The 27,000-nt window shown below is 68.7% G+C and carries 22 protein-coding genes, 3 pseudogenes and 2 CRISPR repeat arrays; of the genes and pseudogenes, 14 read left to right on the forward strand and 11 right to left on the reverse strand.

What is annotated here, in order from left to right; all coding sequences use genetic code 11:
• Window positions 1-411: 411 nt before the first annotated feature.
• Window positions 412-1,206, forward strand: coding sequence for an aminotransferase class IV (locus tag ACFTZC_RS29695; protein ID WP_382894878.1), 795 nt, complete (start codon window positions 412-414; stop codon window positions 1,204-1,206).
• A 716-nt stretch (window positions 1,207-1,922) separates the two neighbouring features.
• Here the strand turns inward: ACFTZC_RS29695 and ACFTZC_RS29700 are convergent.
• The 7 genes from ACFTZC_RS29700 to ACFTZC_RS29730 all read right to left on the reverse strand — a co-directional run bounded on the left by ACFTZC_RS29700 (window position 1,923) and on the right by ACFTZC_RS29730 (window position 9,022).
• On the reverse strand, window positions 1,923-2,468 hold the full coding sequence (locus ACFTZC_RS29700) for a MarR family winged helix-turn-helix transcriptional regulator (RefSeq protein WP_382894880.1): 546 nt from the start codon (window positions 2,466-2,468) through the stop codon (window positions 1,923-1,925).
• A gap of 454 nt (window positions 2,469-2,922) precedes the next feature.
• Complete coding sequence (locus ACFTZC_RS29705) at window positions 2,923-3,927, reverse strand: thiopeptide-type bacteriocin biosynthesis protein (RefSeq protein ID WP_382894881.1); 1,005 nt, start codon at window positions 3,925-3,927, stop codon at window positions 2,923-2,925.
• A gap of 28 nt (window positions 3,928-3,955) precedes the next feature.
• A complete protein-coding gene (locus tag ACFTZC_RS29710) occupies window positions 3,956-5,122 on the reverse strand; it encodes a lanthionine synthetase C family protein (protein WP_382894883.1) in 1,167 nt (388 codons plus the stop codon).
• The gene (locus ACFTZC_RS29715) at window positions 5,119-5,364 is read right to left on the reverse strand and encodes a lantibiotic dehydratase C-terminal domain-containing protein (protein ID WP_382895016.1); all 246 of its coding nucleotides are present in this window, start codon (window positions 5,362-5,364) and stop codon (window positions 5,119-5,121) included. The genes ACFTZC_RS29710 and ACFTZC_RS29715 overlap by 4 nt, the downstream gene beginning before the upstream one ends.
• A complete protein-coding gene (gene fxlM, locus ACFTZC_RS29720) occupies window positions 5,280-6,602 on the reverse strand; it encodes a methyltransferase, FxLD system (RefSeq protein WP_382894884.1) in 1,323 nt (440 codons plus the stop codon). The genes ACFTZC_RS29715 and fxlM overlap by 85 nt, the downstream gene beginning before the upstream one ends.
• Window positions 6,603-7,217: 615 nt before the next feature.
• On the reverse strand, window positions 7,218-7,790 hold the full coding sequence (locus ACFTZC_RS29725; RefSeq protein WP_382894886.1) for a flavoprotein: 573 nt from the start codon (window positions 7,788-7,790) through the stop codon (window positions 7,218-7,220).
• Window positions 7,787-9,022 (reverse strand): helix-turn-helix domain-containing protein, encoded by a 1,236-nt coding sequence (locus ACFTZC_RS29730; protein ID WP_382894888.1) that lies wholly within the window; start codon window positions 9,020-9,022, stop codon window positions 7,787-7,789. The genes ACFTZC_RS29725 and ACFTZC_RS29730 overlap by 4 nt, the downstream gene beginning before the upstream one ends.
• Window positions 9,023-9,285: 263 nt before the next feature.
• Here ACFTZC_RS29730 and ACFTZC_RS29735 point away from each other — a divergent pair.
• From ACFTZC_RS29735 to cas2, 9 genes and pseudogenes are all read left to right on the forward strand, one after another.
• Window positions 9,286-9,543, forward strand: a pseudogene (locus ACFTZC_RS29735) (hypothetical protein); the annotation flags it as partial.
• 276 nt (window positions 9,544-9,819) lie between these two features.
• A CRISPR array of direct repeats spans window positions 9,820-10,181; the repeat unit is 29 nt; unit sequence GTTGCGACCCCTCCAGGGGTGATGACGAC.
• Between the two features lie 396 nt (window positions 10,182-10,577).
• A complete protein-coding gene (gene cas6, locus ACFTZC_RS29740) occupies window positions 10,578-11,228 on the forward strand; it encodes a CRISPR-associated endoribonuclease Cas6 (RefSeq protein ID WP_382894890.1) in 651 nt (216 codons plus the stop codon).
• On the forward strand, window positions 11,225-12,658 hold the full coding sequence (locus ACFTZC_RS29745; protein ID WP_382894892.1) for a hypothetical protein: 1,434 nt from the start codon (window positions 11,225-11,227) through the stop codon (window positions 12,656-12,658). The genes cas6 and ACFTZC_RS29745 overlap by 4 nt, the downstream gene beginning before the upstream one ends.
• The gene (gene cas7i, locus ACFTZC_RS29750) at window positions 12,658-13,716 is read left to right on the forward strand and encodes a type I-B CRISPR-associated protein Cas7/Cst2/DevR (protein ID WP_382894893.1); all 1,059 of its coding nucleotides are present in this window, start codon (window positions 12,658-12,660) and stop codon (window positions 13,714-13,716) included. Before ACFTZC_RS29745 ends, cas7i begins: the two co-directional genes overlap by 1 nt.
• Window positions 13,717-13,721: 5 nt before the next feature.
• On the forward strand, window positions 13,722-14,408 hold the full coding sequence (cas5, locus tag ACFTZC_RS29755) for a CRISPR-associated protein Cas5 (RefSeq protein WP_382894896.1): 687 nt from the start codon (window positions 13,722-13,724) through the stop codon (window positions 14,406-14,408).
• Window positions 14,390-16,834 (forward strand): CRISPR-associated helicase Cas3', encoded by a 2,445-nt coding sequence (gene cas3, locus ACFTZC_RS29760; protein WP_382894898.1) that lies wholly within the window; start codon window positions 14,390-14,392, stop codon window positions 16,832-16,834. Before cas5 ends, cas3 begins: the two co-directional genes overlap by 19 nt.
• Window positions 16,831-17,361 carry a CRISPR-associated protein Cas4 gene (locus tag ACFTZC_RS29765; protein WP_382894900.1) on the forward strand — a complete coding sequence of 177 codons (531 nt, stop codon included), beginning with the start codon at window positions 16,831-16,833 and terminating at the stop codon, window positions 17,359-17,361. Before cas3 ends, ACFTZC_RS29765 begins: the two co-directional genes overlap by 4 nt.
• Entirely contained in the window at window positions 17,361-18,341 is a 981-nt protein-coding gene (gene cas1b / locus ACFTZC_RS29770) for a type I-B CRISPR-associated endonuclease Cas1b (RefSeq protein WP_382894902.1), read from the forward strand. Before ACFTZC_RS29765 ends, cas1b begins: the two co-directional genes overlap by 1 nt.
• 12 nt (window positions 18,342-18,353) lie before the next feature.
• On the forward strand, window positions 18,354-18,611 hold the full coding sequence (cas2, locus tag ACFTZC_RS29775; protein WP_365638484.1) for a CRISPR-associated endonuclease Cas2: 258 nt from the start codon (window positions 18,354-18,356) through the stop codon (window positions 18,609-18,611).
• Between the two features lie 101 nt (window positions 18,612-18,712).
• Window positions 18,713-19,793: a CRISPR direct-repeat array (repeat unit 29 nt; unit sequence GTCCTCATCAGCCCAGGAGGGTTCGCAAC).
• A gap of 19 nt (window positions 19,794-19,812) precedes the next feature.
• On the opposite strand, the gene ACFTZC_RS29780 is transcribed toward cas2, so the two are convergent.
• The 3 genes and pseudogenes from ACFTZC_RS29780 to ACFTZC_RS29790 form a co-directional block, all read right to left on the reverse strand.
• Window positions 19,813-20,703: a phosphotransferase gene (locus ACFTZC_RS29780; RefSeq protein WP_382894904.1), complete on the reverse strand. Its 891-nt coding sequence runs from the start codon at window positions 20,701-20,703 to the stop codon at window positions 19,813-19,815.
• Window positions 20,700-21,713, reverse strand: coding sequence for a hypothetical protein (locus tag ACFTZC_RS29785; protein WP_382894905.1), 1,014 nt, complete (start codon window positions 21,711-21,713; stop codon window positions 20,700-20,702). The genes ACFTZC_RS29780 and ACFTZC_RS29785 overlap by 4 nt, the downstream gene beginning before the upstream one ends.
• Before the next feature lie 165 nt (window positions 21,714-21,878).
• Window positions 21,879-22,034: pseudogene (locus ACFTZC_RS29790) on the reverse strand (helix-turn-helix transcriptional regulator); the annotation flags it as partial.
• Between the two features lie 208 nt (window positions 22,035-22,242).
• On the opposite strand from ACFTZC_RS29790, the gene ACFTZC_RS29795 reads away from it, so the two are divergent.
• The 3 genes from ACFTZC_RS29795 (at window position 22,243) to ACFTZC_RS29805 (ending at window position 25,069) form a co-directional block, all read left to right on the forward strand.
• Window positions 22,243-22,743, forward strand: coding sequence for an ATP-binding protein (locus ACFTZC_RS29795; protein ID WP_382894907.1), 501 nt, complete (start codon window positions 22,243-22,245; stop codon window positions 22,741-22,743).
• 194 nt (window positions 22,744-22,937) lie between these two features.
• Window positions 22,938-23,597, forward strand: a complete 660-nt coding sequence (locus ACFTZC_RS29800; protein ID WP_382894909.1) for a hypothetical protein — start codon at window positions 22,938-22,940, stop codon at window positions 23,595-23,597.
• 386 nt (window positions 23,598-23,983) lie between these two features.
• Window positions 23,984-25,069, forward strand: coding sequence for a tetratricopeptide repeat protein (locus ACFTZC_RS29805; protein WP_382894911.1), 1,086 nt, complete (start codon window positions 23,984-23,986; stop codon window positions 25,067-25,069).
• A gap of 180 nt (window positions 25,070-25,249) precedes the next feature.
• On the opposite strand, the gene ACFTZC_RS29810 is transcribed toward ACFTZC_RS29805, so the two are convergent.
• Window positions 25,250-25,852 carry a hypothetical protein gene (locus ACFTZC_RS29810; RefSeq protein ID WP_382894913.1) on the reverse strand — a complete coding sequence of 201 codons (603 nt, stop codon included), beginning with the start codon at window positions 25,850-25,852 and terminating at the stop codon, window positions 25,250-25,252.
• 183 nt (window positions 25,853-26,035) lie between these two features.
• Between ACFTZC_RS29810 and ACFTZC_RS29815 the strand changes: the two are divergent.
• Window positions 26,036-26,997 (forward strand): annotated as a pseudogene (locus ACFTZC_RS29815) (tyrosine-type recombinase/integrase); the annotation flags it as partial.
• Between the last annotated feature and the right edge of the window lie 3 nt (window positions 26,998-27,000).

Raw genomic sequence — 27,000 nt, forward strand, 5'->3', positions numbered from 1 at the left:
CGCCCGCTTTGTGGTGGTGTCTCATGGCTTGGGTCCTCGTCGGGGGGGGCGGCGGTGGGGGTGGGGCTCCGCCGCACCCCCCCCGGCCCCAACCCCCCCCCGCTGCTGTCCCCCGCGGCGCACCGCGGAACATTCAGGCCATGCGTCGGGCGAGCGAGATGAGCGCGTCGCGTTCTTCCACGACAGCCGAGTCCGGATGGCCCCCCAAGCAGGCGGTACGTACGTGGAGTGTGTGGCGTGCGGGGCGATGGCAGGCTGAGCGCACGATCCGCCTCTCACCGTTGATCGCCTGGCGTGTTCGGTTGGTGACAGGCGAACTGCGGGAGGGAGGTAAGAGGGGAAGGAAGTCCTGACCGAGTTGATCCGTCAGTAACCAGGCTGTGGGGTGCCGAGCGCCCGGGACCTGCTGACATGCTGAGCGGCATGGTGGAACTGAACGAACAGGCCGTATCAGTGGAAGACTTGCTGCCTCTCGCACTGACGTCTTACGGACACTTCACCTCCATGCGCGTCGGCACAGATCGCCGCATCCGCGGTTTGTCCCTGCACATGGAACGGCTCGTGCGGGACAGCAGGATCGTGTTCGGTGTCGCCGTGGACACCGGTCGTGTCCGCGATCTGGTCGGCAAGGCTTTGGATGGGCGGGACGGGCCCTGTGTCGTCCGCGTCACGCACTTCGACCCGGCGGTGAACATGGCGCACCCCGAGGAAGCCACCGGGCCGCAGATCATGGTGACCGTACGCCCCGCCGGTGGATTGACTCCGCCGCCGCTGACCGCGTTGAGCGTGCGGTACGAGCGTGACCTTCCCGAGGTCAAGCACTGCGGCCTTTTCGGCGCCCTGCATGCCCGCCGCACGGCACGACTCAAGGGTTTCGACGATGCCCTGTTCCTCGGCCCCGACAATCACGTGACCGAGGGCGGAACGTGGAACGTGGGCTTCATCGACGAGGACGGCACCATCCTCTGGCCGGAAGGCCCGGTGCTGCCCGGCGTGACGGCGGCCCTGCTCCAGGAGCGCACCGAGTTCAAGGTCGCCCCGGTCACTCTCGATGAGGCCAAGACCATGCCGGTCGCCTTCGCCACCAACACGTCCATCGGCGTCCGCGCCCTGTCCGCCATCGACGACAGGCCGATGGCGGTTGAGCACCCGGTACTGAGCGCGCTGCGTGAGACATACCTGTCCATCCCGGGCGAGGAGCTGTGAGGGGATGCACGGAGGAACGGTCGCAGTGCCGGGGCGAGACCATCGGCCTGCGTCGCGGCCATCAGGAGGTCCTGGATACCCTCCTCGGTCGCGATGGCGCCCCGTCGAGACTCACGCGCCCCAATGTGCCCTGGCCGCCCGACGGTCCCTTCACGGGCATGAAGAAGGCGGAGCCCGAAAGCCCCGCCCAAACCGCACGTAATCCCGGTTCAGGGCCACACCAAGCAGTACGGCTGGTGTCCCGCCTCGTGCAGGCGGACCGAGAAGTCCTGCCACTCGTGCAGCGAGTGGCGGCGGGAGCCCGCTGACCTGGTCCTTCTCGGTGAAGCGCGCGTTGACCTGGGAAAACTGATCCCGCCAGTTCTCACGGTTCAACGCCGTTTCCCAGGCTCATGTGCCCTGGATGTGCCCTCCGACATCCGGGGTGGAGCGGGCCACGACGGCGGAGGGGGTACGCGAGCACCCCCCTCCGCCGCCCGTGGTGACCCTCCAGGGGTGATGACGACGCCAACCGCCTAGGCAAGGACACGGCGAGGCTGAGGTTGCGACCCCTCCAGGGGTGATGACGACCTGACCACGGTCCTCATCAGCCCAGGAGGGTTCGCAACGCGGCGACCGCTTCTGCACCACGCGCACATCGTCCTCACCGAAGGCTCCAGCCTGCGGCTGACCCAGGCCACCACCGGCCAGGGCGTCGTCCCGCTGAACCAGCCGGGTTAGAACGTGTCTCCGCTGACGGGTTCGCCGGCCGGTCGAGAGGAAGGACCTGGCCAGGAGGCTTTGCTGCCCTCGACGTTGGCGACCATCCTGCGCAGCACCTTGAGCGCGGCTACGTACTCTTCGTCGCTGATGCCCTCGTGGACCACACCGCGCAGCTCGGTCACCAGCTCGCGCAGCCGCACCCTGGCAGCCTCCCCGGCATCGGTGAGCTGCAGGCGCTGCCCGGTGTCGATCCTGAGCCAGCCGCGGTGGAACAGCTGGTCGATGACACGAGCGATCTCGTGCGGCCCGTCCGCGAGGGGCGTCAGCTGGATGACGACCTCCTCGCGGCTCGGCGCCGCGGACCCACCGTTCACCCGGTTGAGCACCCAGTACTGCGGCTGCGTGACGTCGATCCTGGCCATAGCGTCACGCAGCTGCCGAGTGACGGCCACCTGCGCGAGGCCACTCCAGTATCCGATGGGCTGAGTGGCCAGCATGTCGTCGGTGGCAGCCGGATCAGCCGGCGCCTGGTCGGTGGCGGTGTCAGTCAGGGGTCTCATGATGGCGACGCTATATCCACCATCCGAGGGACGAATAGTCGTACCGGCCAGGGAGGTCAACTGTCCGCACACAAGGATCTGAGATGCCCGCTCACCCGGACAGCTCGCTGTCCGTTGACACGCCGCCGCTGCCGGGTCCTCATCAGCCCAGGAGGGTTCGCAACCACATCCAGTCCTGCGGTGCGGCCCACACCAGGCGGCCGAGGTCCTCACCAGCCCAGGAGGGTTCGCAACGTCAGGAGGCCAGGGAGCTGAGTGTGCAGGTGTGGGTCCTCATCAGCCCAGGGGGCTCGCAATATGGCCCAGATCAGCGTGTCGGGCATCTGGGCGAGCGGCCTCATCAGCCTGGGAGGGCGTGCAGCCGCAGTCGGCATGAGCGTACCGATTCGCCACCGCCGTTATCCGAATCGGAAGTTTCCCGGTCGCGCCTTGGCGGGTGCGCGGCGTTGGTCGTTTACGCCCCCAAGGCGGCCTTGCCTTCCTCGCCGAGGATCGTCTCCCGGGCCGCTCGCGCCCAGATGGCTTGCTGGCTCGTGCTGAACCCCATGCGGTTCCAGTGGAACAGGATGTGCCGGGCCAGGATGCTGCGTGTGCCGAGGCTGAGGCGTCCTTCTCGGCCGACATCGGCGAGTGCTCGGCCGGCGTGTTCGACTGCTGTGGTCCAGTCGGCCAAAGGCGCGAGTGAGCCAGCGGCCTCAAGCAAGGGGCCAGCATCGATGGCTAGGAGCTTCCGTAGTGTGCCCGTCAGGGTGCTCACCAACTCGACGGGTACGCCGTACGGCACTGTCCGCTTCGCCTCCACTATCGACCAGACGTCGCCCTGCTCACTCCACTCCTGTCCAGCGGCACGCAGGAACAGGCTGATCAGGAGGAAAGAAGTCGCTTTGGGATCGAGAAGTCCGGGGTCCGTCTTGGTTGCCGTACAGCGCAGGTAGTTGAGGACACCGACGCTGTCGGCGTGGAAGAGTTCGTGAGCGATGGCGGTACCGGCCAGGCCGCCGAACGCGAAGGACTCGGGCTCGTAGAGAGACGGCCACCAGCGCCTCGCCACGCCCCACGAGACCATGCGGTCAAGGGCATCGGCGACGTGCTTCTTGACGTCCTCGACGGCTCCGGCCGGTCCAGGAGAGATCCGGAATCGCCAGCATGGGTGCTTGCGGACGAACCACCAGGCCCCGACCACACCGGCGTTTGTCGCCTCTCCCAGCGCAGGAAGCAGGTAGGCGCAAATGGCCTGTTCGGCAGTCGGGTAGTCCGCGAACTCTACGTACACCTGGTACCAGCCAGAAGGGTCGGGCAGGGCGTCGAGTGCGGTTCGGCCCGCGGAGCGGTACAACTCGACGGCTTCAGCGAGACGTTCGGTGGATGTGGGCACCCTGACGGCGGCTTGCGCGAGTGGCGTTCCGGCGAGGACGGCCAGGATGGCTTCTTCGGAGGCTCCCGTGTCGTACAGGTTCACCAGGACTTCCCTTCGACAAACGGGCGGTTCAGACGAGCAGCAGGCAGACATCCCAGTCGCAGGCAGGCAACTCGTCGGCCTCGGCGCTGTAGAAGGCCAGGGCTGATCCGGCTGAGCCGTCGAGGAAGCCGGCGTCCCTCGGGGGATCCGCCGCGAGGAAGCGTTCGCGGAGCTGCGGCAAGTGGGCGGTGAACGCGGTCGGCGTCTCCGAGTCCGGGGCGACGCGTTGCACGACGCGCATCAGCCCGCCGACACCGTGGCAGAGGCCGCGTCCGGCCAGGTGGTTGAGCTGAACGGAGTCGGCCAGACAGTAGAGAAGGGCCCGTTCGGCCATGCGCTGTCTCGCGCGGTCGCCCAGGGCGATGCCGGCGAGCTGCTGTGCGCGGGCCACACCGGGGGTGCCGTAACACCAGGACGGCGCGGCGGGCCCACGGGGAACGGCGGCTTTCTCGGTGACCCACCGAGCCCACCAGGTGCCGTGGTGGTTCGTCTGGCGTATCCCGTCCAGCCAGCGGCAGATCCGGCGCATCGCATCGTCCTGACCATCCACCGTGATACCGCGTCGGCCGGCCAGCGCGAGAAGAGCGAGCGGTCCGCTGATTCCGTGGGCCACGCCGACGTTCGCGTGGCCGCCGGGCGCGGGTGCGGCAAGGCCGGTGGGGCCATGCCACACCCACCAGCCCGGCAGCGTTCCACCGCCGGGGCCGGATGGAAGGGGTTCGGTCAGACGTACCAGGTAGGAGAGGACTTCCTTCAGGACGTCCCCGTGGGGAGCTCGGCGCAGGAGGAGGGCGCCCAGCCCGGTCAGCCCGCGCAGCAGGTCGTATTCGGCGAAGCTGGTCTGTTCGCCACGGCCGATACGGGCGTGCGCCGCGTCGAGGCGCCGTTGGGTATGTACGGCAACGACGGAGTCCAGGGTGCGCAGCGCTCCCGCGTACCGGTCGCTGTCGGCGGCTGCGAGGTGCATGGCATACGCCATCGCAGGCGCACCGAGGAACAGGCCGGTGGCGCTGCCGTCGATGAGGGGCCGATCGGCCGCGGCGGAGAGCCAACGGTGCACCGTCTGCCAGGTCCCGGTGTCCCGGTGGGCTCGCTCGATGTGGAGCAGCGCGGTACCCAAGGGCCCCTGTGAGAGGGACTGTCGGCCGATGATGTCAGGCTTCACGGCGGGCGGGACGGTTGCGGAGATCGTCACTTCGGTCCTCCTCCATGCTGCGCTGTCCAGGACAGGGCGGCGGCGCGTGCCATACGGCGGCATGTGGCTTCAGCGTCGGTGTCGATACCGGCGGCCCGGTTGTGATGCATGTGGAGCAGTGAGGGCAGGACAACGGTCGGATCGGCGCCGCTGTCCATCAGCGAGGTGCGGTAGAGCGCAAGGGCTTCCCGGCGGTGCCGCCATGCCTCGACAACGTCTTCTCCTCCTGGCAGGGCACGCAGACCAGCGTGATCCGCGTGTGCGGCCGGTCGACGACGCGGCCCGCGGGGAGCTGGTCCTCCGGCGTGCCCGCCGGGAAGACCTGGATCTGGGCGCGGTCGCCGCGGTGTTCGCGGTCCCACACCTGGATCTGTTCGACCAGGCGGTAGGCGATCTCCTTGGCATGCGGGCCGTGGCCGACCACGCCGAGTTCGAAGCGGTCCGGGTCATCGGTGGCACGTACCGTTCGGTAGGCGAAGGTGCCGCCGTCCACCAGCGTGGGGATGCCGTGAGGCGAGATCGACGCGACCAGGCCGCGTGTACGGGCGGCCGGCTTTCCGGCAAGCAGCGGCAAGTTGTCGAACACCGTTGTCAGCCAGATGTCCAGGTGCTCATTCGACTCGTTGCCGGCGAGCGTCACGCCGGACCACGCCTTCACCGGCGGCGTTACCAGAGCAGCGCGCAGGGCTTCGGCGTCGGGCTCAGGATGTCCGTCGAGCCGCAGTCCGACCTCTTCGCCCTCCGTGTCGTGGAGCAGTACCAGGCGGACGCGGTTCTCGCCGATGCCCTGCATCGGGACGAACCCGCACAACTCGAAGCCGTCGCTGACCAGCCGGTCGCCCCGGCGTACGAACGCGACCGTCCTGGTCATACCGCGCATCCGGAGCGGCACGACGAGACGACCACCGTCGACGAGTTGCTCGATCCAGGCCGACGGAATGTCCGCGGCTTGCACGGTGACGACGATGCGGTCGTATGGAGCGTGCTCCGGCACTCCGAGTTCACCGTCGGTCGTGACGACATGCGTCCGGCTGTCGTAGCCGGTCGAGGTCAGGAACCTCTGGGCCCGCTCGGTGACCTCGTGATCGATGTCCGCAGTGACGAACAGGCCGTCCTTGCCGACGATCTCAGCGAGATAAGCCGCGTTGACACCGCCGGATCCGATCTCCAGGATGCGCGTCCCGGGCCTGATGTCGGCCTGTTCGATCTGCATGGCCTGGATGCGCGGTGCGGATACTGAGCTGAGCTGTAGCCCATCGGCGTCCGTCTTCGTGACCACAGCGTCTTCCACGAGGTAGGTCTTCGCCACATCCACGTCGGGGGTGGCGAGATGCCGCGGTACGGCGCGGAAGGCCGCCTCGACCCGTTCGCTCCGGACAGCCCTCATCCTGACCAGGCTGCCGACCATCTCGTTGCGCAATTGCTTGTCGGAAGTGGCGGGTTGAGCTTCTTCGGTCTTCATGTCGGGGACGTCATTCATTGAGGTTCTCCTTCTCGGCGCAGCGCCGAGGGTGGCCGCGACCTTGCTCTGTGCAACCCGGCACGAGGCTTCCGCCTAGCGCGGTGAGCGAGCGTGAAGCCGCTCGCCCCGGGCCGGGATTTGGGACTGCTCAGAGGGCCGGGCCGAAGCATTCGGACCGCCGAGCGGTTGTCTGGGATCACGGTCACACCACCCGGGTCTCCATGGCGTATGGCGTTGACGACCAGCTCGGTCGCGATCAGCCCCATGTCGTCCGCGATCCTGGGAACGCTCCACAGCCGGAGGGCGGCGACGACCGCGTGCCGTACGGGGGCCACGAGGTGGAGCTGCGGGGCGATGCCCACGCGCAGCGCCCGCCGGAGCCCGGTGTCGGCAGGTGCCGATTCCACGGTGAGGAGGGTCGTCTTCACCGCTGCCACCGCCCTTGCCGGACAACGGCATCGAGGCGCCTGAACGGGCGTACCGCTGGGTGCGGTGGTCCGTCTGTGCGGGTTCCCGCGCTGTTTCGCTCGACCATCTCCGGCATGGCAGCAAGCTTCGATGCATCACGAACAGAGGACCCGGACAGTTTGTCAGGGTCCTCTGTTATTGCAGATCAAGGTAGTTGACGCGCCGTCATCCCATTGTTTCCATGGCGCGGTCGATCGCGTCCAGCACCGCCCCCCACGGCAGGTCCCGCCCGGCAGGGGCCGCGCGCGGCTCGTGCAGCGGCCAGATGTCCGGGCCGTGGACGAGGTGAACGCCGGCCTCTTGCAACGCGGCGATATGGCGCCGCCACGCGGGGTGGCGTACATGGGCTGCGTTCACCCTCGGAAAGACGACGACCGGTAGCCCCAGGGTGCCGATGGCTTCCCCCACCTGCGTCAGCGCCTGGTTGTCGGCGATACCCGTCGCGAGTTTGGCCACCGTATTCGCGCTGGCGGGGGCGACCACGTAGCAGTCCACGCTCGGGTGCGGCCTTGCCTCGCCGGGCAGCCGGGGCTCGTCTCGAACAGGCAGACCGGTCAGCTCCTCCAGCCGGTCGACCTCACCGTTCCTCCGCAGCCACCGGCCGGCAGTTGGGGTGAGCGTCACGGCGACCTGCCACCCACGCGCCAGAGCCGGTTCCACCAGCCCGCTGCGCAACGCTTCGATCCCGCCGGCACTCGTGCCCACGACCCCGAGGACTCCGCGCTTCTTGGTGTTCACTCCACCGCCCTGCATCGTTGAGCCATCATGAACAACTCCGACGTACGAGCGCCGCCGGTGACCGGGGACTGCTTGATCAGGTCGCGCAGCGTGTCTCGTACACGGGGATTGTTCCGTACGAGCTGGGGCGACGCGTGCTCGGCTGTGCGCAGTTCCGCGAACGCGCTGTCGCCCCGGCCCGCCAGCGAGAGGGCACGGGCGTAGTCGATGCGGTGGGAGACGCCGCGCTCCGGGGGCATGTGGTCCACGTCGATCTGGCCGTGCCCCACGACATACGAGATGTTGTCGAGGTCCAGCTCCGCCGACAGCCGGTGCAGTACGACGTTCGTCGGCCCGAAGCTCGTCTGCCAGTGATTCCCGTCGGAGCCGAGTTGGTTGGCGAGCACCTCTGCTCGGTTCAGGAGACTCGTTGCCGTGGCCCGGTCCTGATGCCGGGCCGCTGCGATGGCAGCCCGTAGGCAGAACATGCCCAGCAGGCTCAAGGCGGCCGGATCGGTCTCATCGACTCGGGCCGACAACCACGCCGACGCGGTGTTGCCCAGTTCCATCGCATCGTCGTACCGGCCGTTGGCCAGCAAGGCATGTGTGCCGGACCGCGCGGCGGACGCCAGGACCAGCGGGTCGCCGGATTCGTCGGCGGCCCGCATGGCTCGTTCGGCGGCGAGCCACGAGATGTCCGATTCCCCGATCTTGGCGAGCGTGGTGGCGGCGAGGTGGTGTACCCGGGCGGAGACGGCCCAGCAGTCCCGGCGTTCCGCGGCGGAGCGGGCAGCGAGGTCCTCAAGCTCCTGGGCTGTCCGGAGGAGGCCGGGGAGCCCGGCGATCACCTTGCCGAGCCGACCGGACTGGTAGTCGTCCCAGGTCTGTTCCACGAGCTCGGCTGTCGGGCCGGGGCTAGGGAGCTGTGCCTCGGCCTCCGGACCGAACAGCAACCGGGAAAGACGACGCGGACTCATCAACGCGTCCCGCACGGCCGGGACATCGTCCTGCTGCCTCTCATCCTCCATGAGCACGGGTTGGCCGACCAACTCCCCGAGCGGCACGCGGAGCACACGGGCCAGCTCGGCGAGCATGTCGATACGCGGCGGCTTGCGCCGACCGGACTCCGCTTTCGCCAGCCAGTCCGTGCTACGGCCGACGAGACCGGCCAGCACCTGCTGGGTGTAGCCACGGCGTCTGCGGTGGAAAGCGATCCGCTCGCCGATGCTCAGGTGATCTCCGAGACCACGCATACGTGCTGCCTCCCGTGATGTAGGGGCATTCCCCACGATAGCGACGCGGCAGCGTGACGAACGGAGCCGGAGTTTCGGACGATCCGTGCGCTGCACGAGCTCAGCGTGAGAGCAGTGGTGCGTGGAGGCACGGACGATCTGTCCGGGACTGAGTGATCAGCGGAAGCTACTGGCCTTGGTGTCGAGGAACATCGCGAGACTGAGGCCATCGTCGGTGGCGGGTTCGCGAAGCATGGCGCGGACGGCGCCACGTAGGGAGCGGGCGTGCACTCTTCGAGTACCTCGGTCACTCGGACCCGGGCTTCACGCCGCGGATGTACACGCACCTGCTGCCGTCCAGCGAGACCCGCACCCGCAAGGCGATCGACGACGCCTTCACCGAGAACCCCGAACTGGAAGCCCGGGGCACATCGGCGCCCTCACCGAAACCCATGTGCCCTCAAAGTGCCCTGGCCGCCCGACGGTCCCTTCATGGGCATGAAGAAGGCGGAGCCCGAAAGCCCCGCCCAATCCGCGCGTAATCCCGGCTCAGGGCCACACCAAGCAGTACGGCTGATGCCCCGCCTCGTGCAGGCGGACCGAGAAGTCCTGCCACTCGTGCAGCGAGTGGCGGCGGCAGGCCGCTGACCTGGTTCTTCTCGGTGAAACGTGCGTTGACCTGGGAAAACTGATCCCGCCAGTTCTCACGGTTCAACGCCCTTTCCCAGGCTCATGTGCCCTGGATGTGCCCTCCGACATCCGGGGTGGAGCGGGCCGCGACGGCGGAGGGGGGTACGCGAGCACCCTCTTCCGCCGCCCGTGGTGACCCTCCAGGGGCGATGGCGACCGACGACGGAGGCCCAGGAACCCGGTCAGGCGTACGTGTTGCGACCCCTCCAGGGGTGATGAAGACTGCCTTTTGGTGTGAAGTGAACCCACCCCTGAACTGGTTGCGACCCCTCCAGGGGTGATGACGACACCCGTCGGCATCGACCCGAACGACGCCGGGTTCATGTTGCGACCCCTCCAGGGGTGATGACGACACCCGCGACCATCCCCTGGACACGGTCATCTACGCCAAGTTGCGACCCCTCCAGGGGTGATGACGACACATCGAATGGGGCACCCAACGCGCCGTGATCAACAAGTTGCGACCCCTCCAGGGGTGATGACGACACCCGACGGTAAAGCCGCTGGTCACTGCTGCCTTCGTCCGGCGTTGCGCTGCTCATTCTGCAGCGACCCGCCGGTAATGCATCAGTGCAGGTCAGGGCGTCGCGAAACATTGGTGCGGAGCTTGCCACAGGGAGGCTGTCAGTGGTGCCCGCTAGCTTACGGCTCTGAGTGTCCGAGTTGCGTAGGGCGACCACTGAGTCCTGGCGGAAGTCCCCTATAGCATATTTGGTAATGCTTCAGGGGTATTTATAGATTACCGCCACTTCTATTCGCATGGTCCGCTACCTTCCTGTTGTCGCCCCCCCCCTCAACCGATCGGGGTGGCGTAACGCCGTTGTTCTGTAGCGTCCTTGGGGGTGCTGTGCGGGTCAGGGTGGACATCGACGCCGATGTTCCGAGCATGGGCTGGGAGCACGTGCACGGGCCGGCGCGCGCTGTCATGTACGAGTTGCTCGGAAGCCAGGACGCAGCCCTCGCACGGTCGTTGCACGACGAGGGCTGGAAGGGGCAGTCGCTCAAGCCGCTGGGCTTGACCGCGCCTCAGTTCAAGGGCGCGCCGAGGAAGCGCGGTGTGTACACGACTTCGACCGAGGGGTCGGTCTGGCTGGGGTCGCCGGTACCGGAGATCGCAGCGGTTCTCGTGGCGGCCCTCGCTTCCCGTACCGAGATCGTTTGGGGACCGGCGCGGTTGAAGATGCGGGGTTTCACCGTTGATGTCGGGGCTCCGGTGGCGGACGGTCCGGTGGAGCTGGCGACCGCGACTCCGGTCGTGGTCAAGCACGAGGGTCGCTATCTCCTGCCGGGGGAGCCCCATTACGTCGCGCGGCTCCAGCACAACCTGGCCCACAAGGCGGACATCCTGGGGCTTCCGGCGCCGAGCGGGTTACGCGTGCTGGAGGCGGGACCGCGTCGGCGGTTCACGGTGCGGGGGGCGCCGCGCATCGGGGCGCAGGTGCGGGTGGGCATGGAGGCCGATGCCCGGTTCGTGGACGCGTTACGGTCCTGGGGCCTCGGGCTGGACACGGTGCAGGGGTTCGGGTGGATCCGGTGAGCCCGCTCGCCATCGACTCGCCGGGGCTGACCGCGACGAGTCACCCGATCCAGCGGGCGGGAGCCTGGGCGGTCGCCGTACTGGCCGGCCGGGCAGCGCCGCAGGATGTTACCGAGGCCGACCTGGACGCGGTGGCCGCCCGGCTGGTCGAGGACGTGATGACCGCCGCCTTGGCGCCCAAGGACTCGACGGCGTACGACTGGTGGAAAGTTCTCTTCGCGCTCTACCCCAACTCCAAGGCGACGCACAGCAAGCGACCTCGCGATCACGCCGCCCTGCTGCCGGAGATCCTGGCGCTGTTCGTCCCCGATGCCCCGGGCTCCCCGACCTGGCCGTGCACCTTCTGCGGAGTGCCCGCCGCCGTGGTGTGGACGAAGAAGAATCTGCCGATGTACGACACCGACAAGACGCTCAACACGTTGCCGCCGGGCGTCGCGGGCTGGCCGATCTGCCGTGGCTGCCGTGTCGCCGCCTGGGCCTTGCCGTACGGAGCGTGGGTCACCGCCGGGTCGGCGACGGTGCTCTCCTGCGAGCAGGACGCGGCCGAGCGCGAGTTCTCGGCGCGCAATGTGATCCGTGCCAGGCGGATCATGCAACTCGGCTTCGACGGGCTTGCGGCAGGCGCCCGGCCCGAGGCGGTGGTCCTGCGGGCACTGAAGGCGCTGGGCCCGGATCTGCCGGCCGCCGCCACGCTGTGGAGTTTCAAGAACGACAACCAGGATCCGTGGGTGCGGGTCACCCGGACCCGTCGCGCCATGTCTCTCTTCCTGGCGACGGTGGAGGGCAACGCCGAGCCGCGACGCGGGTGGCGCCTGCTGGAGCTGGCTCTCACCCGTCGGGACAAGGAAGGGCAGCCGGTGAAGAGCGGGCCGGCCGAGGCGGCCCGGCTGCTGTTCGAGGCCGAGGACGGCCGTAGCCGGTCGTTGCTGTCCCAGCTCCACCAGCTTCTGGACGAGCCGGAGAAGTCCTGGAGCCTGCGGAATCGGGCAGCCCTGACGCGGCTCGCCTTCATCTACGCCGAGGAGATTCTGGGCATGAACCCGGACCTGAAGCCGGTGGCGACGGTGATCGCCGACTGGATCGAGTACGGCAGCGGCGCGCCCCGGGGGCGCCTCGCGGAGTACCGGAACGTCGCGCTGAGCGACTACAAGCTGGGCGCCCTGCTGATGCAGGCGCATTTCCGCCTGACCCTCGACGGTCGTGCGGTGTCGGCCGGGCCCGAGGACTGGCGTCCGCTGATCCAGCAGCGCCCCCGCGCCTGGGAGCAGCGCATGCTGCTGTCCGCCACCGTGCTTCAGCTCCTTCAGGAACGGGGCGTGGCAGTGAACGAGCGACCGGTCGATCCGGAGGACGAAGCCCGTACGGAACTGCTCGTAGGCCGGCCGATCCTCGGCGGCGAAGACGATGACGACGACAGGGGAGCGGCGTAATGGCCTATCTGGCAGGGAAGATGGTGCTCGCCGTCGAGGCGGGAGCGCCCAACAACGGCAAGGGCGAGGAGACCCGGGCCCGGGTCAAGTACGCCCGGATCCGCGGCAGACAATACCCGTACATCTCCGCTCAGGCGGTACGGCGCTGGACCCGGGACGGGATGGTCGAGCTCGGCTCCGTACCGTCGCCCGTGAGCCGGGTCGGCAAAGCGCAGAACAAGGCGCAGAAGGGCAACACCGAAGCGAACCCGGTGCGTTATGCGGACGACGACCTGTTCGGCTACATGAAGGCCGGCGCGAAGAAGGACGGCGCGGCAACCACCCTGCGGGACAGCCCGTTCATGCTGGGCACCCTCATGTCGGTCGAACCCGCCTACCCGACCGAGGACTTCGGCGTCATGTCGCGCGGCGTGTCCGAGCCGGTCCTGCACGGGCACGAGTTCTACACCGCCGATCTGGCCGCCCCGTTCCTCCTGGACCTGCCGAGGATCGGCACCTTCACCCTCCCCGATGCCGCAGGCGCCGGCCGCCCGAACTACCTCAACCAGGAAGAGGCCATGCAGGTCGCCGAAGCCGCGCAGGCCGGTGCCTCGTCGCTCACCTTCCGCGATCAGCCGGCCGTACGGCTGCCGATCGAGGAGCGCCGTAACCGGGCGGCACTCCTCCTGGAGGCGCTCGCGCACCTGAGCGGCGGCGCCAAGCAGGCACTCCACTACGGGGACCGCGTACCCGCCCTGCTGGTGATGGTCCCCTTCAAGGGAGGCATCAACCCGCTCGCCCACTGCGTGGACGGCCAGGAAGGGACCGGCCTGCGGGTGCGCGGCGAGGTACTGCGCGAGGAGCTGAAGGCGTGGGACGGGGAGTGGGAGGCCCCGGTCCGGATCGGCTGGCGTCCCGGCTTCCGTGATCTCCTGCGGGAGGACTTCGAGAAGGAGTGCGCCCAGGAGATCGAGGACGGGACCATCGTCATCGATCACCCCCGAACGATTCTGCGCGATCTGGCGGCCGAACTGCGGGACGGCCGGCTGGACGGCTGGTTCGACGACCCCGCCCGGTGATCTCCGTGCCGGACACATCCCGAACAGCGCTCCGTACGGCGTGGCGGGCGGAGTTCTGGGCCCCCGTCGCCTCGTTCCGCGATCCGCTCTTCCCAGGGCTCAGCCGCGGCCTTCCCCTGCCTCCTCCCTCGACCGTACGCGGCCTGCTGGCCGCCGCCACGGGGGAGCGGAGCGAACCCCTGGCCTTCGGTATGGCCGCCCGTGCCGAAGGCGGCGGCGTGGACGCCGAGACGTACCACCCCATCTCCGCCGACGGCTCCAACCCGGCGGTCTCCGGCCGCGTGCGCGCCGTCAAGGGAGGCATGACGATCCGCGACCGGCCCTTCCTCGCCCACATACGTCTTACGGTCTGGCTGCCCGGCACCGACGGCGACCGCATCGCGCAGGCACTCCGCCGCCCCCGATGGCCACTGCGCCTGGGACGGTCCCAGGACCTTGTCCACCCGCTGCGGCTTCTGCGTACCACGCTGCGTCCGGCGACGACGGCCACCGTCGATCACGCGCTGGCGCCGACGGGCGGACACGACGTGCCCCAGGCGACCGTGCACCGTATGGCGGCGAGCGTGTCCATCGACCGGCTCTCCACCGCATGGTCCGATTACCTGTGGTGCGACGCCCCCACCGGGGCGCACCCGGTGCGCGACGCGTACGAGGACGACTCGGGGCAGGCGGTATGGCTGCTCGCCCCCTGACCCCGAAGCCCGCGCTGCGTACCCTCTGCGATGTCCGCGCCAAGTCCGCGCCGAAGCATGACCCCGAACGGCTGACGACACACTCGCGCACCGTCCACGACACGGTGGCGCAGATCGAACACCGCGTGGCCACGGCAGGGCCGCTCGCGACGGAACCCGCGTTCTGGACCCGCGTACGGGCTGCGGCCCTCCTCCACGACGCCGGCAAGGTCGCCGAAGGCTTCCAGCAGCAGTTGCTGCCGGGCGGCACGTTCTGGGGGCAGCGCCATGAAGTGCTCTCCCTGGCCTACGTCGACCTTCTGGCAACCGTCACCGGCTGGACGGACGAGGACCGGCTGATGATCGCCACGCTCGTCGCGACCCATCATCGGGCTCTGCACGCGGCGACCTCCGGCGCGGCCAAGGGCAAACAGAGTCTCTCTCAGCAGTACAACTTCCGTACGCGGTGGGACGAAGCCTTCACTCGCACACCACGTCCGAACGGTGACCCCCAGATTCAGGTCACCCGGGGGCTCCACCGGGAACTCCTCGCCTGGTTCTCCGGCGCCCTGCACACGGACCCGCCCTCCCCGCCGAGCGGCGGGCCCACGGTGGCCGACCGTGCACGGCTCGTCCTCGACGAACTACTCGACGCCTGGCGGCAGCCGGTCGCAGCCGACCGAGGATTGCTCGCCGTCCTTGCCCAAGGTGCGCTCACCCTCGCCGACCACGCCGGGTCCGCACATGAACGCCTCCAGACCCACATGCCACTGCCCACCGACTACATCCACCGCCTCCCGTACCCGCCCTACCCGCACCAGCGGCAGGCCGCCGACACCGAGGGGCACCTGGTCCTCATCGCACCCACCGGCAGCGGCAAGACGGAGGCCGGACTGTCCTGGGCCGGGCAGCAGTTGCGTACGATGCCCGGCCTGCCCCGCGTCGTCTGGACCCTGCCGTACCGCGCCTCCCTCAACGCCGCACGACGAAGGCTGCAACGCGACCTGAATCCGGCCTTGGGGGAGGAAACGGCGGATATCGGACTGCTCCACGGCACTGTTGCCCACACGCTTCTCGGCGAGGCGGCGGAGGCCGAATGCACCGACACCCATACCGACACGGATGCCGGCGCGAGCCGAAGAGCCGAACCGACTGCCTCGATGGCCCGCCAGGCGCGGGCCCGCGCCGGAGCCATGCGCCTGTTCACCCAGCGCCTGCGCGTCGCCACCCCGCACCAACTGCTCCGAGGCGCCATCGCCGGTCCCGTCTACTCTTCCGTACTGCTGGAACAGACCAACTCGGTCTTCGTCCTGGACGAACTCCATGCCTACGAACCCGAGACCTTCGGCCGCCTCTGCGCCGCCATGGGACTGTGGGAGCGGCTCGGCAGCCGCGTCGCCGTCCTCTCCGCCACGCTGGCCCCGCCGATGACCACCCTCATCGAGGAGAGCCTGACCCGGCCGGTGACCTGCCATCGCGCGCCCCAGGGCACCAGCCCGGTCCGTCACCGCCTCGTCCTGGACGAGAACCCCCTCACCGACCCGGAGAGCGTCGAACGCCTGCGCACCTGGCTCGACGAAGGCCACAGCGTCCTCGCGGTCGTCAATACGGTGGCCACCGCGCAGGCCCTGTACGAGGAACTGGCCGACAACGCCCGCGCCCGTCTGCCCGACGACCCGCACGCCGCCCTGCTGCTGCACTCCCGCTTCAAGAACCGCGATCGCGACGCCATCGAGAAGAACCTGCTGCGACGGCACCCCGAACGTGACGCGGGCAGTCGTTCCAGCCGCGGCGGGCTCGCCGTCGCCACGCAGACGGTCGAAGTCTCGCTGCAACTGGACTTCGACCGCGGGGCAGTGGAGAACGCCCCCTTCGAAGCCGTGGCCCAGCGCGCGGGCCGCGTCAACCGCCGAGGCCGCCACCCCGAAGGACCCGTCGAATTCCGGGTTCACCGTACGGAAGCCGGCCGACCGTACGACGACGCCGCGGTCGCCGCCTCCTGGGGCGCCCTGACCACGCTCGTCGCGGAAGGCCGCGAAACCCTCAGCGAAGAGGACATCGAACGGCTTCTCCACCTCGCCTACGACACCGACTGGGGCAGGGCGTGGGAAGCAAAGGCCCGCCGGGCCCGGGACGACTTCGAGGCCACCTTCCTCACCTTCACCGACCCGTTCCACGACCGCTCCGAGTTCGCCGACAAGCTGAGCGAACAGTTCGACAGCGTCGAGGTGCTGCTCCGCGAGGACGTAGGCGAATACCGCGACCTCACGACCGGCCCGGAAGGCCACGCCCTGCGCGCGGCCGGCCTCCTCATCCCTCTCCGGTACGGCCAGCTCAGGACATACAACGCGCAGTACGACCGGAATCTGGGAGTCCGTGTGATCGACGGCGCCTACGACGAGACCATCGGGCTGAAGCCACCGACGGAACCGGACACCATCCTGTGAGCCCCTCCGCGGGCCCCGGTAACGGGCCGGACGACGAGGACGCGCAACTCGGCGGCGTCCACATCAAGTACCTCCACCACTGCCCACGTCAGCTCTGGCTCTACACCCGCGGCTACCGGCCCGAGCAGCGCAGTGATCTGGTCGCCTTCGGCGAGGTCGTCGACGACACGACCTTCACGCGCCGCCGCGACATCGATCTCGGCGAAGCGAAGATCGACTGGATCACCACCGGAGCCGTCGTCCACGAGACCAAGTCCTCGCGCGCGCCCTCACCCGCCCACGCCGCACAGGTACGCCACTACTGCCTCCTGCTCGAACGCCGGGGCGTAGCCGTACGCGGCGGCACGATCCATTACCCCCTGATCCGCCGCACCACCGAGGTCCCCTGGGACAGCGAGGCCCGCGCCGAAGCCGAAGCGTCCGAGGCTCAGGCCCGCGCCACCATCGCCGCCGATGAACCACCACCTCGCCTCACCCGCGCCAACTGCCGCGGCTGCTCCTACCTCGACTACTGCTGGGGAGACTGATGCCCGCCGTCGGCCGTACCTACTGGCTGACCGAACCCTGCCGTATCCGCCGCGAGGACAACAGCGTCCGCATCGAGCGCGCCGACGGCAACCCGGTCCGTATCCCCATCACCGACATCCGCGACCTGGTCACCTTCGACCACGTCGACATCAACACCTCGGCCCTCTCACTCCTGAGCCGCAACGGCGTCGCCCTCCACGTCCTGGACCACTACGGCAACCACGCCGGGCACTTCAGCCCCTCGGAATCCATGTCGTCGGCCGCCGTCGTACGCCGACAGGTGGAAATCACCGCCGACCCGGAGCACCGTGCCGCGACCGGCCGCGCGCTCGTACTCGCCACGGCGGAAAACCTGAGGTGGGCACTGGACACCGACCTTCTCGACCCGGCCCTCCAGTCCCTGCGTACGGCTCTGCCCGACTGCGGCGACAGCGACGCGATCATGGGCCAGGAGGGCAACTTCCGCCGTACCGCCTGGGCCGTCCTCGACACCCAGCTACCGGCCTGGCTCCGTCTCAACGGCCGCACCCGCCGCCCGCCGACCAACGCCGGCAACGCCTTCGTCAGCTACCTCAACACCCTCGTCTACGCCCGCGTCCTCACCGCCCTGCGCACCACGCCCCTGCACCCGGCGATCGGCTTCCTCCACGCGGACACGGACCGCCGCCGCAACACCCTCGCCCTGGACCTGGCCGAACCCTTCAAGCCCCTCTTCGCCGAGCGGCTCCTGAAACGAGCCGCGGCCCAGAAGAAGCTGAAGCCCTCCGACTTCGAAACAGACGTCGCTCGCGCCTCCCTCAGCAAGGACGGCCGCAAGAAGGTCGCAGCCCTCGTCAAGGAAGAACTGGCGACGACGGTCCATCACCGCACCCTCAAGCGCAAGGTCAGCTACGAGGAACTCATCCACCTGGAGGCCCTCAAGATCGTCCGTATGTGCCTTGAGGACAAGCCCTACAAGCCCTTCCGGCCCTGGTGGTGAGCGGCCATCTTCGTGATCCTCGTCTACGACACCGCTGTCGAACGCAACCCCAAGGTTCTCAAGACCTGCCGCAAGTACCTCCACTGGACGCAGCGCAGCGTCTTCCAGGGCGAACTCACCACAGCGCAGTACCGCGCGCTGATGGCTGCCCTGAAGACGACGATCGACCCGGACTACGACAGCATCGTCACCTACGCCGCCCGATCCCCCGACATGATCGAATCCAACACCCTCGGCGTTGACCTGGGTGGCCCCGGCGACATCCTCTGAACCGCTTTGACCTGCAGCGATGCACTACCGACGGACTGCTGCAGAAACGCCCCTGGAACGTCGCCGGGGAGGGGCGCTGACCTGCGGCTTTACCGTCGGGTGTCCTCATCAGCCCAGGAGGGTTCGCAACGCGGATGTTGGGGCGCCCTGTGTGGGTGGTACGCCACGAGTGTCCTCATCAGCCCAGGAGGGTTCGCAACGCGGCGGGCGGACATCCATGCGTCCCGGTACCGGTGTCCTCATCAGCCCAGGAGGGTTCGCAACTATCGCGAGGCGGTCACGCGGGAGCAAGACCGCGCCGGTGTCCTCATCAGCCCAGGAGGGTTCGCAACCCGCTCTCAACCCCGAGATCCCGCAGCTCGCGGGTGTCCTCATCAGCCCAGGAGGGTTCGCAACAACGTCACCCTTCGCATGTGGGTCTTCCCGGCCGAGGTGTCCTCATCAGCCCAGGAGGGTTCGCAACTCCAGTGCAACCCGGTCAAGGGCGCGGAATACTACCGTCCTCATCAGCCCAGGAGGGTTCGCAACACCGCGACCGACGAACTGTGGGCCGCCGCGCTCGACGTCCTCATCAGCCCAGGAGGGTTCGCAACAAGAGGGGGCGCCGGAGCCCAGCACGGCCGCCCTGAGTCCTCATCAGCCCAGGAGGGTTCGCAACGTGAAGACGCCCGGCACCCCGCCGGACGCCACCAGCGTCCTCATCAGCCCAGGAGGGTTCGCAACATGACGTGCTGCTGGGCCTCAAGCGCGGCCATGAGCGTCCTCATCAGCCCAGGAGGGTTCGCAACGGGTGCTCGGTGAGCGGGATGCGGCGGCCGAGCTGGTCCTCATCAGCCCAGGAGGGTTCGCAACACGACGACCGCGAGGTCTGGCACTCCCTGCGGATGCGTCCTCATCAGCCCAGGAGGGTTCGCAACGTGTTCAGCAGACGCATCCTGCGGACCTTGGCGCGAGCGGGTCCTCATCAGCCGAGGAGGGTTCGCAACAAGTACACCGGCCGGTACTCCGGCATGGGGACGATGGTCCTCATCAGCCCAGGAGGGTTTGTAACTTCGGCTTCGACGGCGAGGGACAGCCGGTCACCGTGAGTCCTCATCAGCCCAAGCGGGTTCGCAATCCTGTCAACCGACTTCGGCGTGCCCGCGACGGGCCTGACCTCATCAGTCCAGGAGGGTATGGCACACGGCCGCAGCCGTGATTCCTACGCGATGGCCCGCCAGTGCCAAGGCCGTCTCCCCGCGCGGCCCCGGAGGCAGTCCACCCGGTGCTGGGCTTCCCGGCGCCATTCGGGGTGCGTGGCTGCGTGCTGCGCGGCGTATGTCGTCATGCGGAGTTCTCTGGTGCGGCGCATGGTGGCGTAGCCGGGCCATTCGAGTACGTCGGTGCCGTACGCCGTGCAGAACTCGTCGTACTCGGTGGGGGTGATCGTCCCTGTGGTGGTGAGTTTGATCGCGGTGGAGACGAGGTCCCATTCGGGTGGGCCTTGGGAGCAGCGTTCCAGGTCCAGGAGGATCGCATCGCCGCCGTTGAGGGGGCGGGCGACGTTGCCGGTCCAGGCGTCGCCGTGGACTACGCACTCCGGCCGGCCCATCGGCATTTCAGGCCAGGCGGTTTGGAGTTCGGTCAGGAGGGCGTGGAGCCAGGTGCGGTCGGGGGCCGGGAGGGTGGTGGCGGCTTCGATTCGGTTGCTGATGCGGATGAACGGGTCCAGGTGGCCGATGGGGAAGTCGGGGAGAGGGAGGGCGTGGAGTTGTTTGAGGAGGGCTGCTACGTGGAGGACTGTGCCGTCTTCGTGCGGTGGTAGCTCTTCCCAGAAGGTGACGGGGCGGTCGTGGGCGAGGACGGAGGAGTGCGGGCCGGGGTAGGGACGTACGACCGGTATGCCGGTGGTGGTGAGCCAGTGGGCCAGGCGTAGTTCGCGTGCGGCGTGGTGTTGTTGGCCGGGTTTGGCGATTCGGGCGACCAGGTTCCCGCGCAGGCGCCAGATGGCGTTTTCGGCGAGGCGTATGGGTTCTGCGCCGGTGGCGTCCAGGCCGGCGGTGGCGCAGGCGGCCAGGAGTGCGGCGTATGTCTCGTGGTGGGGGGCGGTCATGAGGGGACCGTGGCGGTGATGCGTTCGCGCAGGGTGGTGGCGTTGGGGTTTCTGGGGTGTTTGGCGGCGAGGTGGCTCAGTTCGCGTACGTCGTCGGCGGCGCGCCGGGAGTGCAGGTTGCCGACTTCGGAGAGGGCGCGGTGGCCGATGGCGGCGGCCTGGTCGGGGTCGCCGGTGGCCATGGTGAGGGAGGCGAGCTTGGTGCGGCTGATGGCGCGGGAGCGGGCGTAGAAGTCGTCGTGGCCCTTGACGGCGGTGGTGAGGCGGCGGGCGGCGTGGCGAGGGTCGTGGCCCTGGAGGGCGAGGTCGAAGAGCGCGTGGCCGGTGTCGCCGTGGTGCTGGGCCTCGTCGTAGTACGTCATCCAGGGTGGGTCCTCGTCGGGACGGGCCTGGGCGAAGGCGTCGTCGGCGGCGCCGATCGCGGTGAGGGTTTGCTGGACCTGGCCCATTTTGGCGAAGGCACGGGCGCGGGCGGAGTGGAGCATGGCGCGTTCGGTGGCTGTGAGGCGGTCGGAGCGGGCGAGGCCCAGTTCGGCGTAGGTGAGGCCCTGGTCGGGCTCGCCGATCCAGACGGCCTGGCGGGCCAGGAAGGAGTACGACTTGGCGCGCAGATGCCATTCGTTGGCTTCTTCGGCACAGACGGCGGCGAAGCGGAAGGTCTGGCGCGCGTCCGCGTGGGCGTAGGCGTCGAAGTGGCTCGCGGCGACGACGATGCCGAGGCGGGCGACCGCGGCGAAGAGCACGGGGCGCAGCTCCGTCGGGCACTTCACATGGAGCAGGTCCTCGGCCCACAGCATGGCGGTGGTCGCGGTCTGCTTGACGATGCCGTCGCCGCCGTACTGGTTGTCCAGGCGTGAGATGAACGCCGCAGCTTCGATCAGCTCGCGGATGTCGTGCGGCCGGATCTCGGTGGGGAGCGGTGTCGGCTGGGTCGGTTGGAGCAGGCGGGCGGCGCCGGGCACCGCGAGCGCGGCCAGTCCGGGTACGGCGAGGAAGCTACGTCGGTCCACAGGTTCGATGCCCCCATGCGTGAGCGATGCGTCTGCTGTAAGCATGCGCCCGCGCCGGGAGGGATTCCGAACGGGGTAGGGGCGCGGGGCGGAAGAGTTGTCATCAGGGGCTTTTTTGTTGTCATCGCCGAAGGCGTGACCCCATCCCCTTTCGAGAACTCCGTCCGTTCCCAATGCCTTGTCCAAGGCGAGTGCCGTCTCGATGCGGCAGTTGTAGTCGCCGACCTCGATACGGCGGATGACCTCGCGGCTGACGTGGGATTTCGTGGCCAGTTCCTTGATTGACCAGCCGACGACCTTCGTCCGCCAATAGCGCAGCTCGACGCCGAACCAGGCCCTGGGCTACGTGTTCCCATCGAGTTCCTTCGGTGGCTGCGGCATGCCCTCTCCTGCCTTCTCATGACAACTCTCCTGAAGTTGCCATTGGTTACTGCCCGAACGTGCTTCGTGAGGCGCACATTGGAGTTGAGCCATTCGTACCCAGTACACAGCGCTCCGTGAACTACCCGCTGCAGAAATGGATTTCCCGATGCCTGAACTTCTCGCCCATTCGGCGGTGCAGGACGCGTTGGGCCGGTCACTCTCCAGCCGCTCCTCCGCCGGCCGCTCGCACGCCCTCGGTGCTCAGTGGGAGCTGACGCTGACCGTCACGGAGCGCGGCATCGCACGCATACGGCACGCCGTCCGCGCGCACCTTCGGCGATGGGACCGGGAGGGGGCCGAAGCGGTCACGCTGCTCGGCGTGTCCGAGCTGCTGACGAACGTGCTGCGGCACGCCCACACCCCGGAGGCGCGCATCGTCGTTCGGACGGAGGCGGACGGTGGGTACGTCGTCGTCAGTGATCTCGACCGGCGGCTTCCGGTTGTCGGCGCTGCCGATCTCCTCAGCGAGGACGGACGAGGGCTCGCGCTGCTGGAGGCCCTGGCGGACGTGTTCGGCGTGACGTCCACCCCTTCGGGCAAGCACGTGTGGTTCCGCGTCGCCTGCCCCGGAGGGTGGGGGCCGGCCGACTCGGGAGGCGGCACGTGACGTACTCGGTGAGCTGCGAGTGGACCGACTTGACGGCCCTTGTCCGCGCTCTGTTCGCAGTCGAGCGCGGCTCGGAGGAGATGACCGTCCCCCCGGCACCGGCCCACGCTGCCCCCGGTCGACGTTCCGTCCCAGGTGGTTCTGCCTGCCGGCTGCCCGTGAGCGCCTACGTACCTTGATGAGGAGCAGCCACCATGGAGCAATCGCCCACCACCACTGAACTGCGGAGACTCCGTCTTTCGGGTCCGGGTGCCGCGCCGTTCGTCGTCGCATGGAGCGGTGGGAAGGCCGCCGCCCCGAGCGTGATCGCCACCCGGCGCGGCATCGCCTACGCGGACGAAGCCCTCCACGACCGCGACACCGCCGGCGTTCTGTGGACCCGATACGGGGTCGCCCTGGGACTCGGGGAGCCGCTGTACGGCAGTGTTCACCCGTTTCGGCAGCGACGCGCCATGCGACGCGGCCTCTGCCAGATGTGCGCCGGTCCGCCGGACCACGACGAGGCGGGTGTGCTGTGGCTGTTGGACGACGGCCGCGGCAGCCGCCCCGACTGGCCCGAGGGTGAGGTCACCACTCACCCGCCGGTCTGTCTCCCGTGCGCGCGTCGAGCGGTACGGGCCTGTCCTCACCTGCGTACCGGCTATGTCGCCGTACGCGTACGGCACTTCATCCCCGACGGCGTGTACGGAACCCTGTTCCGGCTGCGCGGCGGACGCCTGGAAGCGGGCAAGGACGCAGTCACGCTCTACGGAGACCCCGCCAACGCGTGGATGCTCGCCGGACAGCAGACGGCGACCCTGACCGGCTGCACGGTCGTGGACCTCGCGGGATCCGAGGGGGATCGGGCCGCGTGACGGCACCTATGCCGGCGTACGTAACGGCTCACGGGCGGTCCGGAAGGCCCACCTGGGCGATCGACATCGGCGGTACGAAGACCCTGCTCGGCCGTCTCGTCGGAGGCGTACCGACGGTGGCGGCGGTGATCCGTACGCCGGATGATCCCGCCGCTTCGCGACCTGGTTGAGGCGCAGTGTGCCCGGGAGCGTCGCTGCGGTGATCGAATTGCTGCTCGGTCTGCCACCATCCGTGCATCGGTGAGCGCCGACAGCATCGGCGTCTCACCGATAAGTTGCGGGCGTTGAATGTCTCGACGTTATTGTTCGTCGACGTGGATGCTGCCGATCTTGAACGACGGGCCCGTACGTACGACGGGTGGGTACCGCCCTGGACAGTCTCGCTGATGATCGAACACGGCCACCTCGACGAGGTGGCGGTCCAGGCGTGCAACGGGGACTGGTACTGCGCGAAGGCGTGGGCGCAGGCGCTGATCGAACAGGGCCGGAGGGATGCGGCGCTGGACGTGCTCGTTCCGTTCACCGAGGCGGGCTGGTGGGGTGCGGCCGTGAAGGTCTCCGAGATCCTTGAGGGCTCGGGACGTACCGACGAGGCGATCGCCCTGGCACGGCCGTACGCGGCTGACGGCGAACGGCTCGCCCTGGCGTATCTGGCGAGGCTGCTGGCCCGGCACGGTCGTGGTGATGAGGCATTCGAGCTGCTGCGCCCGCACACCAAGGACTGGTTCCTCGCCGAGGCGTTGGTCGATGTCTCTGCCGGCTTGGGCCGGGACGAGGAAGCGGCCGACCTGCTGACGCCGCATGTCGAGGCTCTGCGCGGGGCGGACGTGTGGCGGGCGGAGCCCTCGAACGCCATGGAGTTGCTGGCGATGGTGCGCGAGCGGCAGGGCCGGGTGGATGAGGCGGTGGCCCTGTTGCACACGCGTTGCGCCACAGTGGTCAACGGGCAGGATCTGCTGGCCGACCTGCTGGCCCGTCACGACCGTCTGACCGAACTGCGCGACTGCATCGCTGGGCCAGGCGGTGAGGACGCCGCCCACCGCCTGGCCCAGCTGCTGGAGGACCGAGGCGACGCCGAGGGCGCCCTCGACGTACTGCGCCCGTTCGTGGTGGCCGGTTCACCGAACGCGGCGGTGTGGTCGGCCGAGACGCTGACCAGGCTGGGGCGCGTCGATGAGGCCGTCGAGGTTCTGCGCCCGGTACCGGGCCACATCGGCGATCCCGAGTGGGTGGTCCGGATGCTGTGGACGCTGCTGGCCGACCACGGCCGCGAGGACGAGGCGCTGACGTTCATCGACGATCTCGCGGCGCGGTCCGACGGCATGTGGTTCGAGCTGTTCTGCGAACGTGCCTGGCTCCTGTCTCACTGCGGCCGAATTGAGCAAGCGATCACGGAGCTGCGCGCCCGTCCCGAGGCCGACACCTGGTACGGAGCATCGCACCTCGCCGATCTGCTGGCCACCGCCGGCTGATTGGACGAGGCCATCGCGGTCCTGCGGCCCACCTGCGAGACCGGAAGGAACGAGACCAACCTGGCACAGCTGCTCATTCGCCGGGGACACATAAAGGAAGCTGTCGGCCTCCTGCACCGTCGAACGACGAGCCTTTCGCTTGACGAGGATCCTTGGGCGTCGGCAAGCCGGCAGTGATGGTCAGTCGTGTGTCAGCGCGCTTTGAGCGGCGTGCTGCCGACAGTCCTCCAGCGCCTCCTCGACGCCGGCCCGGCCTTCGCTGTCACCGGAGAGCAGAAGCTCGCCGGCGGCCACCAGGGCGGCCCAGTAATCTGACGCGCTGCCGTGGCCGGGCCGGGGGCCGACGCGTGCGAGTGACAGGAAGGCACGGGTTAGCTGTCCGGTGCGGAGTTGGCGCGAGAGACTGAACGCATGGCCGCTTCGCAGTCTGCCCAAGGCGCTGATGGCGGTCTGCAGGAGACGCTTCACCTCCTCGCCCTGCGGGTCCAGTGTCCGGGGAACGTCGAACAGGCCGGTCATCTCAAGGAGACCCGCGCACTCGGTCTCCTCCCCGGGGCGAAACTCCTCGCACAGCCCGGCAAACTCCTCGTCGAGCCGACGCTCCACCTCCGTAGCCGGTATTCCGAGTGCCAAACACACCGCTAGGGCCGTCGCGTGCCAGTCCGCAGTTCGCTCGGCGAGCGCGGCGAAGACTTCGACGGCTGTCGCGCCCGCCTCCAGCTTGGTTCGAGCCTCGCCGACCAACCAGCCGTCGGTATCCGCACCCTTTCTCGTCATGCCCATGCCCTCACTGATCCGCCGATCACACGCACCTAGATGGTGGCCACCATCATCTCCTGGGACCACGACTCCCAAGTGCCCCTGATTTCCTAGCTGTCAATGGTGCCGCCCCGGCGGCGGCGCCGACATCGGCGGCTGTGCTTGCGGGGCATTCGGCACGCTTCGGCCAGGCCGTGCCGTCGGCCCCGACGCGAGCTGCGGTCCCTCAACCAGCCCTCGGCCATCCAGGGGTGGATCCGGACTCTCCAGGACGGCGGCCTCGAAGTGTCCACGATCGAGGGCATCTTCGACATCCTCTCCAGCATCCTCGGTGCGGCCGTCGAGGACGGGCTGCTGCCGAAGAACCCTGCAAGGCGAAGTCGGTCAAACTGCCGACCGCGACCAAGAAGAAGATCATCCCTTGGTCGTTGGAGCGCGTACACGCCGTCATCGCAGGACTCCCGAAGCGCTTCCAGGCCGGCGGCAAGCTCGCCTTCGGCTGCGGCCTGCGTCAGGGCGAGGTGTTCGGCTTCGCCGTCGAGGACATCGATTTCAAGGGCGGCTGGATCCACGTCAACCGGCAGGTGCGGCTCGTCGGCACGAGGCCCGTCTTCGCCCTGCCCAAGGGCAACAAGATCCGGTCAGTGCCCCTGCCGGCCCAACTGGCCGCCGCTCTCAAGGGCCACATGAAGGAGTTCCCGCCGGTCGAGGTCACGCTGCCCTGGGCCAAGCCGGACGGTGAGCCGAAGACCTTCCGCCTTCTCTTCGTGGACGAGAAGAGCCGGGCCTGCAACCGCGGCGTCTTCAACATGGGCGCCTGGAAGCTCGCCCTGGCCGCCGCCGGCGTGATCCCTCCGCGCGAGCGCGGCGCGAGGTACCTCCAGGCGGCCCCGGACGACGGTATGCACGCCCTCCGGCACGCCTACGCCTCCGTACTCCTGGACGCGGGGGAGAGCATCAAGGCGCTCTCCGAATACCTCGGTCACTCGGACCCGGGCTTCACGCTGCGGACGTACACGCATCTGCTGCCGTCCAGCGAGACCCGCACCCGCAAGGCGATCGATGACGCCCTCACCGAAGCCGAGGCGGAAGGCGACCCACCCTTCGGCCAGGGCACATCAGCGCCTCCAGCGAAACCAATGTGCCCTCAATGTGCCCTGGCCGCCTGACGG

Origin of the sequence: Streptomyces sp. NPDC056987, from assembly GCF_042673865.1 — a bacterium.
Taxonomy (GTDB): Bacteria; Actinomycetota; Actinomycetes; order Streptomycetales; family Streptomycetaceae; genus Streptomyces.

What these genes read in the sequence shown, in the direction of transcription:
- ACFTZC_RS29695 (WP_382894878.1), top strand. Translation starts at nt 412, where the DNA reads ATGCTGAGCGGCATGGTGGAACTGAACGAACAGGCCGTATCAGTGGAA.
- cas3 (WP_382894898.1), top strand. Translation starts at nt 14,390, where the DNA reads ATGGCTGCTCGCCCCCTGACCCCGAAGCCCGCGCTGCGTACCCTCTGC.
- fxlM (WP_382894884.1), bottom strand. Translation starts at nt 6,602, where the DNA reads ATGAATGACGTCCCCGACATGAAGACCGAAGAAGCTCAACCCGCCACT.
- ACFTZC_RS29795 (WP_382894907.1), top strand. Translation starts at nt 22,243, where the DNA reads ATGCCTGAACTTCTCGCCCATTCGGCGGTGCAGGACGCGTTGGGCCGG.
- ACFTZC_RS29805 (WP_382894911.1), top strand. Translation starts at nt 23,984, where the DNA reads ATGATCGAACACGGCCACCTCGACGAGGTGGCGGTCCAGGCGTGCAAC.
- ACFTZC_RS29700 (WP_382894880.1), bottom strand. Translation starts at nt 2,468, where the DNA reads ATGAGACCCCTGACTGACACCGCCACCGACCAGGCGCCGGCTGATCCG.
- ACFTZC_RS29800 (WP_382894909.1), top strand. Translation starts at nt 22,938, where the DNA reads ATGGAGCAATCGCCCACCACCACTGAACTGCGGAGACTCCGTCTTTCG.
- cas1b (WP_382894902.1), top strand. Translation starts at nt 17,361, where the DNA reads ATGCCCGCCGTCGGCCGTACCTACTGGCTGACCGAACCCTGCCGTATC.
- ACFTZC_RS29780 (WP_382894904.1), bottom strand. Translation starts at nt 20,703, where the DNA reads ATGACCGCCCCCCACCACGAGACATACGCCGCACTCCTGGCCGCCTGC.
- cas6 (WP_382894890.1), top strand. Translation starts at nt 10,578, where the DNA reads ATGGGCTGGGAGCACGTGCACGGGCCGGCGCGCGCTGTCATGTACGAG.
- ACFTZC_RS29810 (WP_382894913.1), bottom strand. Translation starts at nt 25,852, where the DNA reads ATGGGCATGACGAGAAAGGGTGCGGATACCGACGGCTGGTTGGTCGGC.
- ACFTZC_RS29730 (WP_382894888.1), bottom strand. Translation starts at nt 9,022, where the DNA reads ATGCGTGGTCTCGGAGATCACCTGAGCATCGGCGAGCGGATCGCTTTC.
- cas7i (WP_382894893.1), top strand. Translation starts at nt 12,658, where the DNA reads ATGGCCTATCTGGCAGGGAAGATGGTGCTCGCCGTCGAGGCGGGAGCG.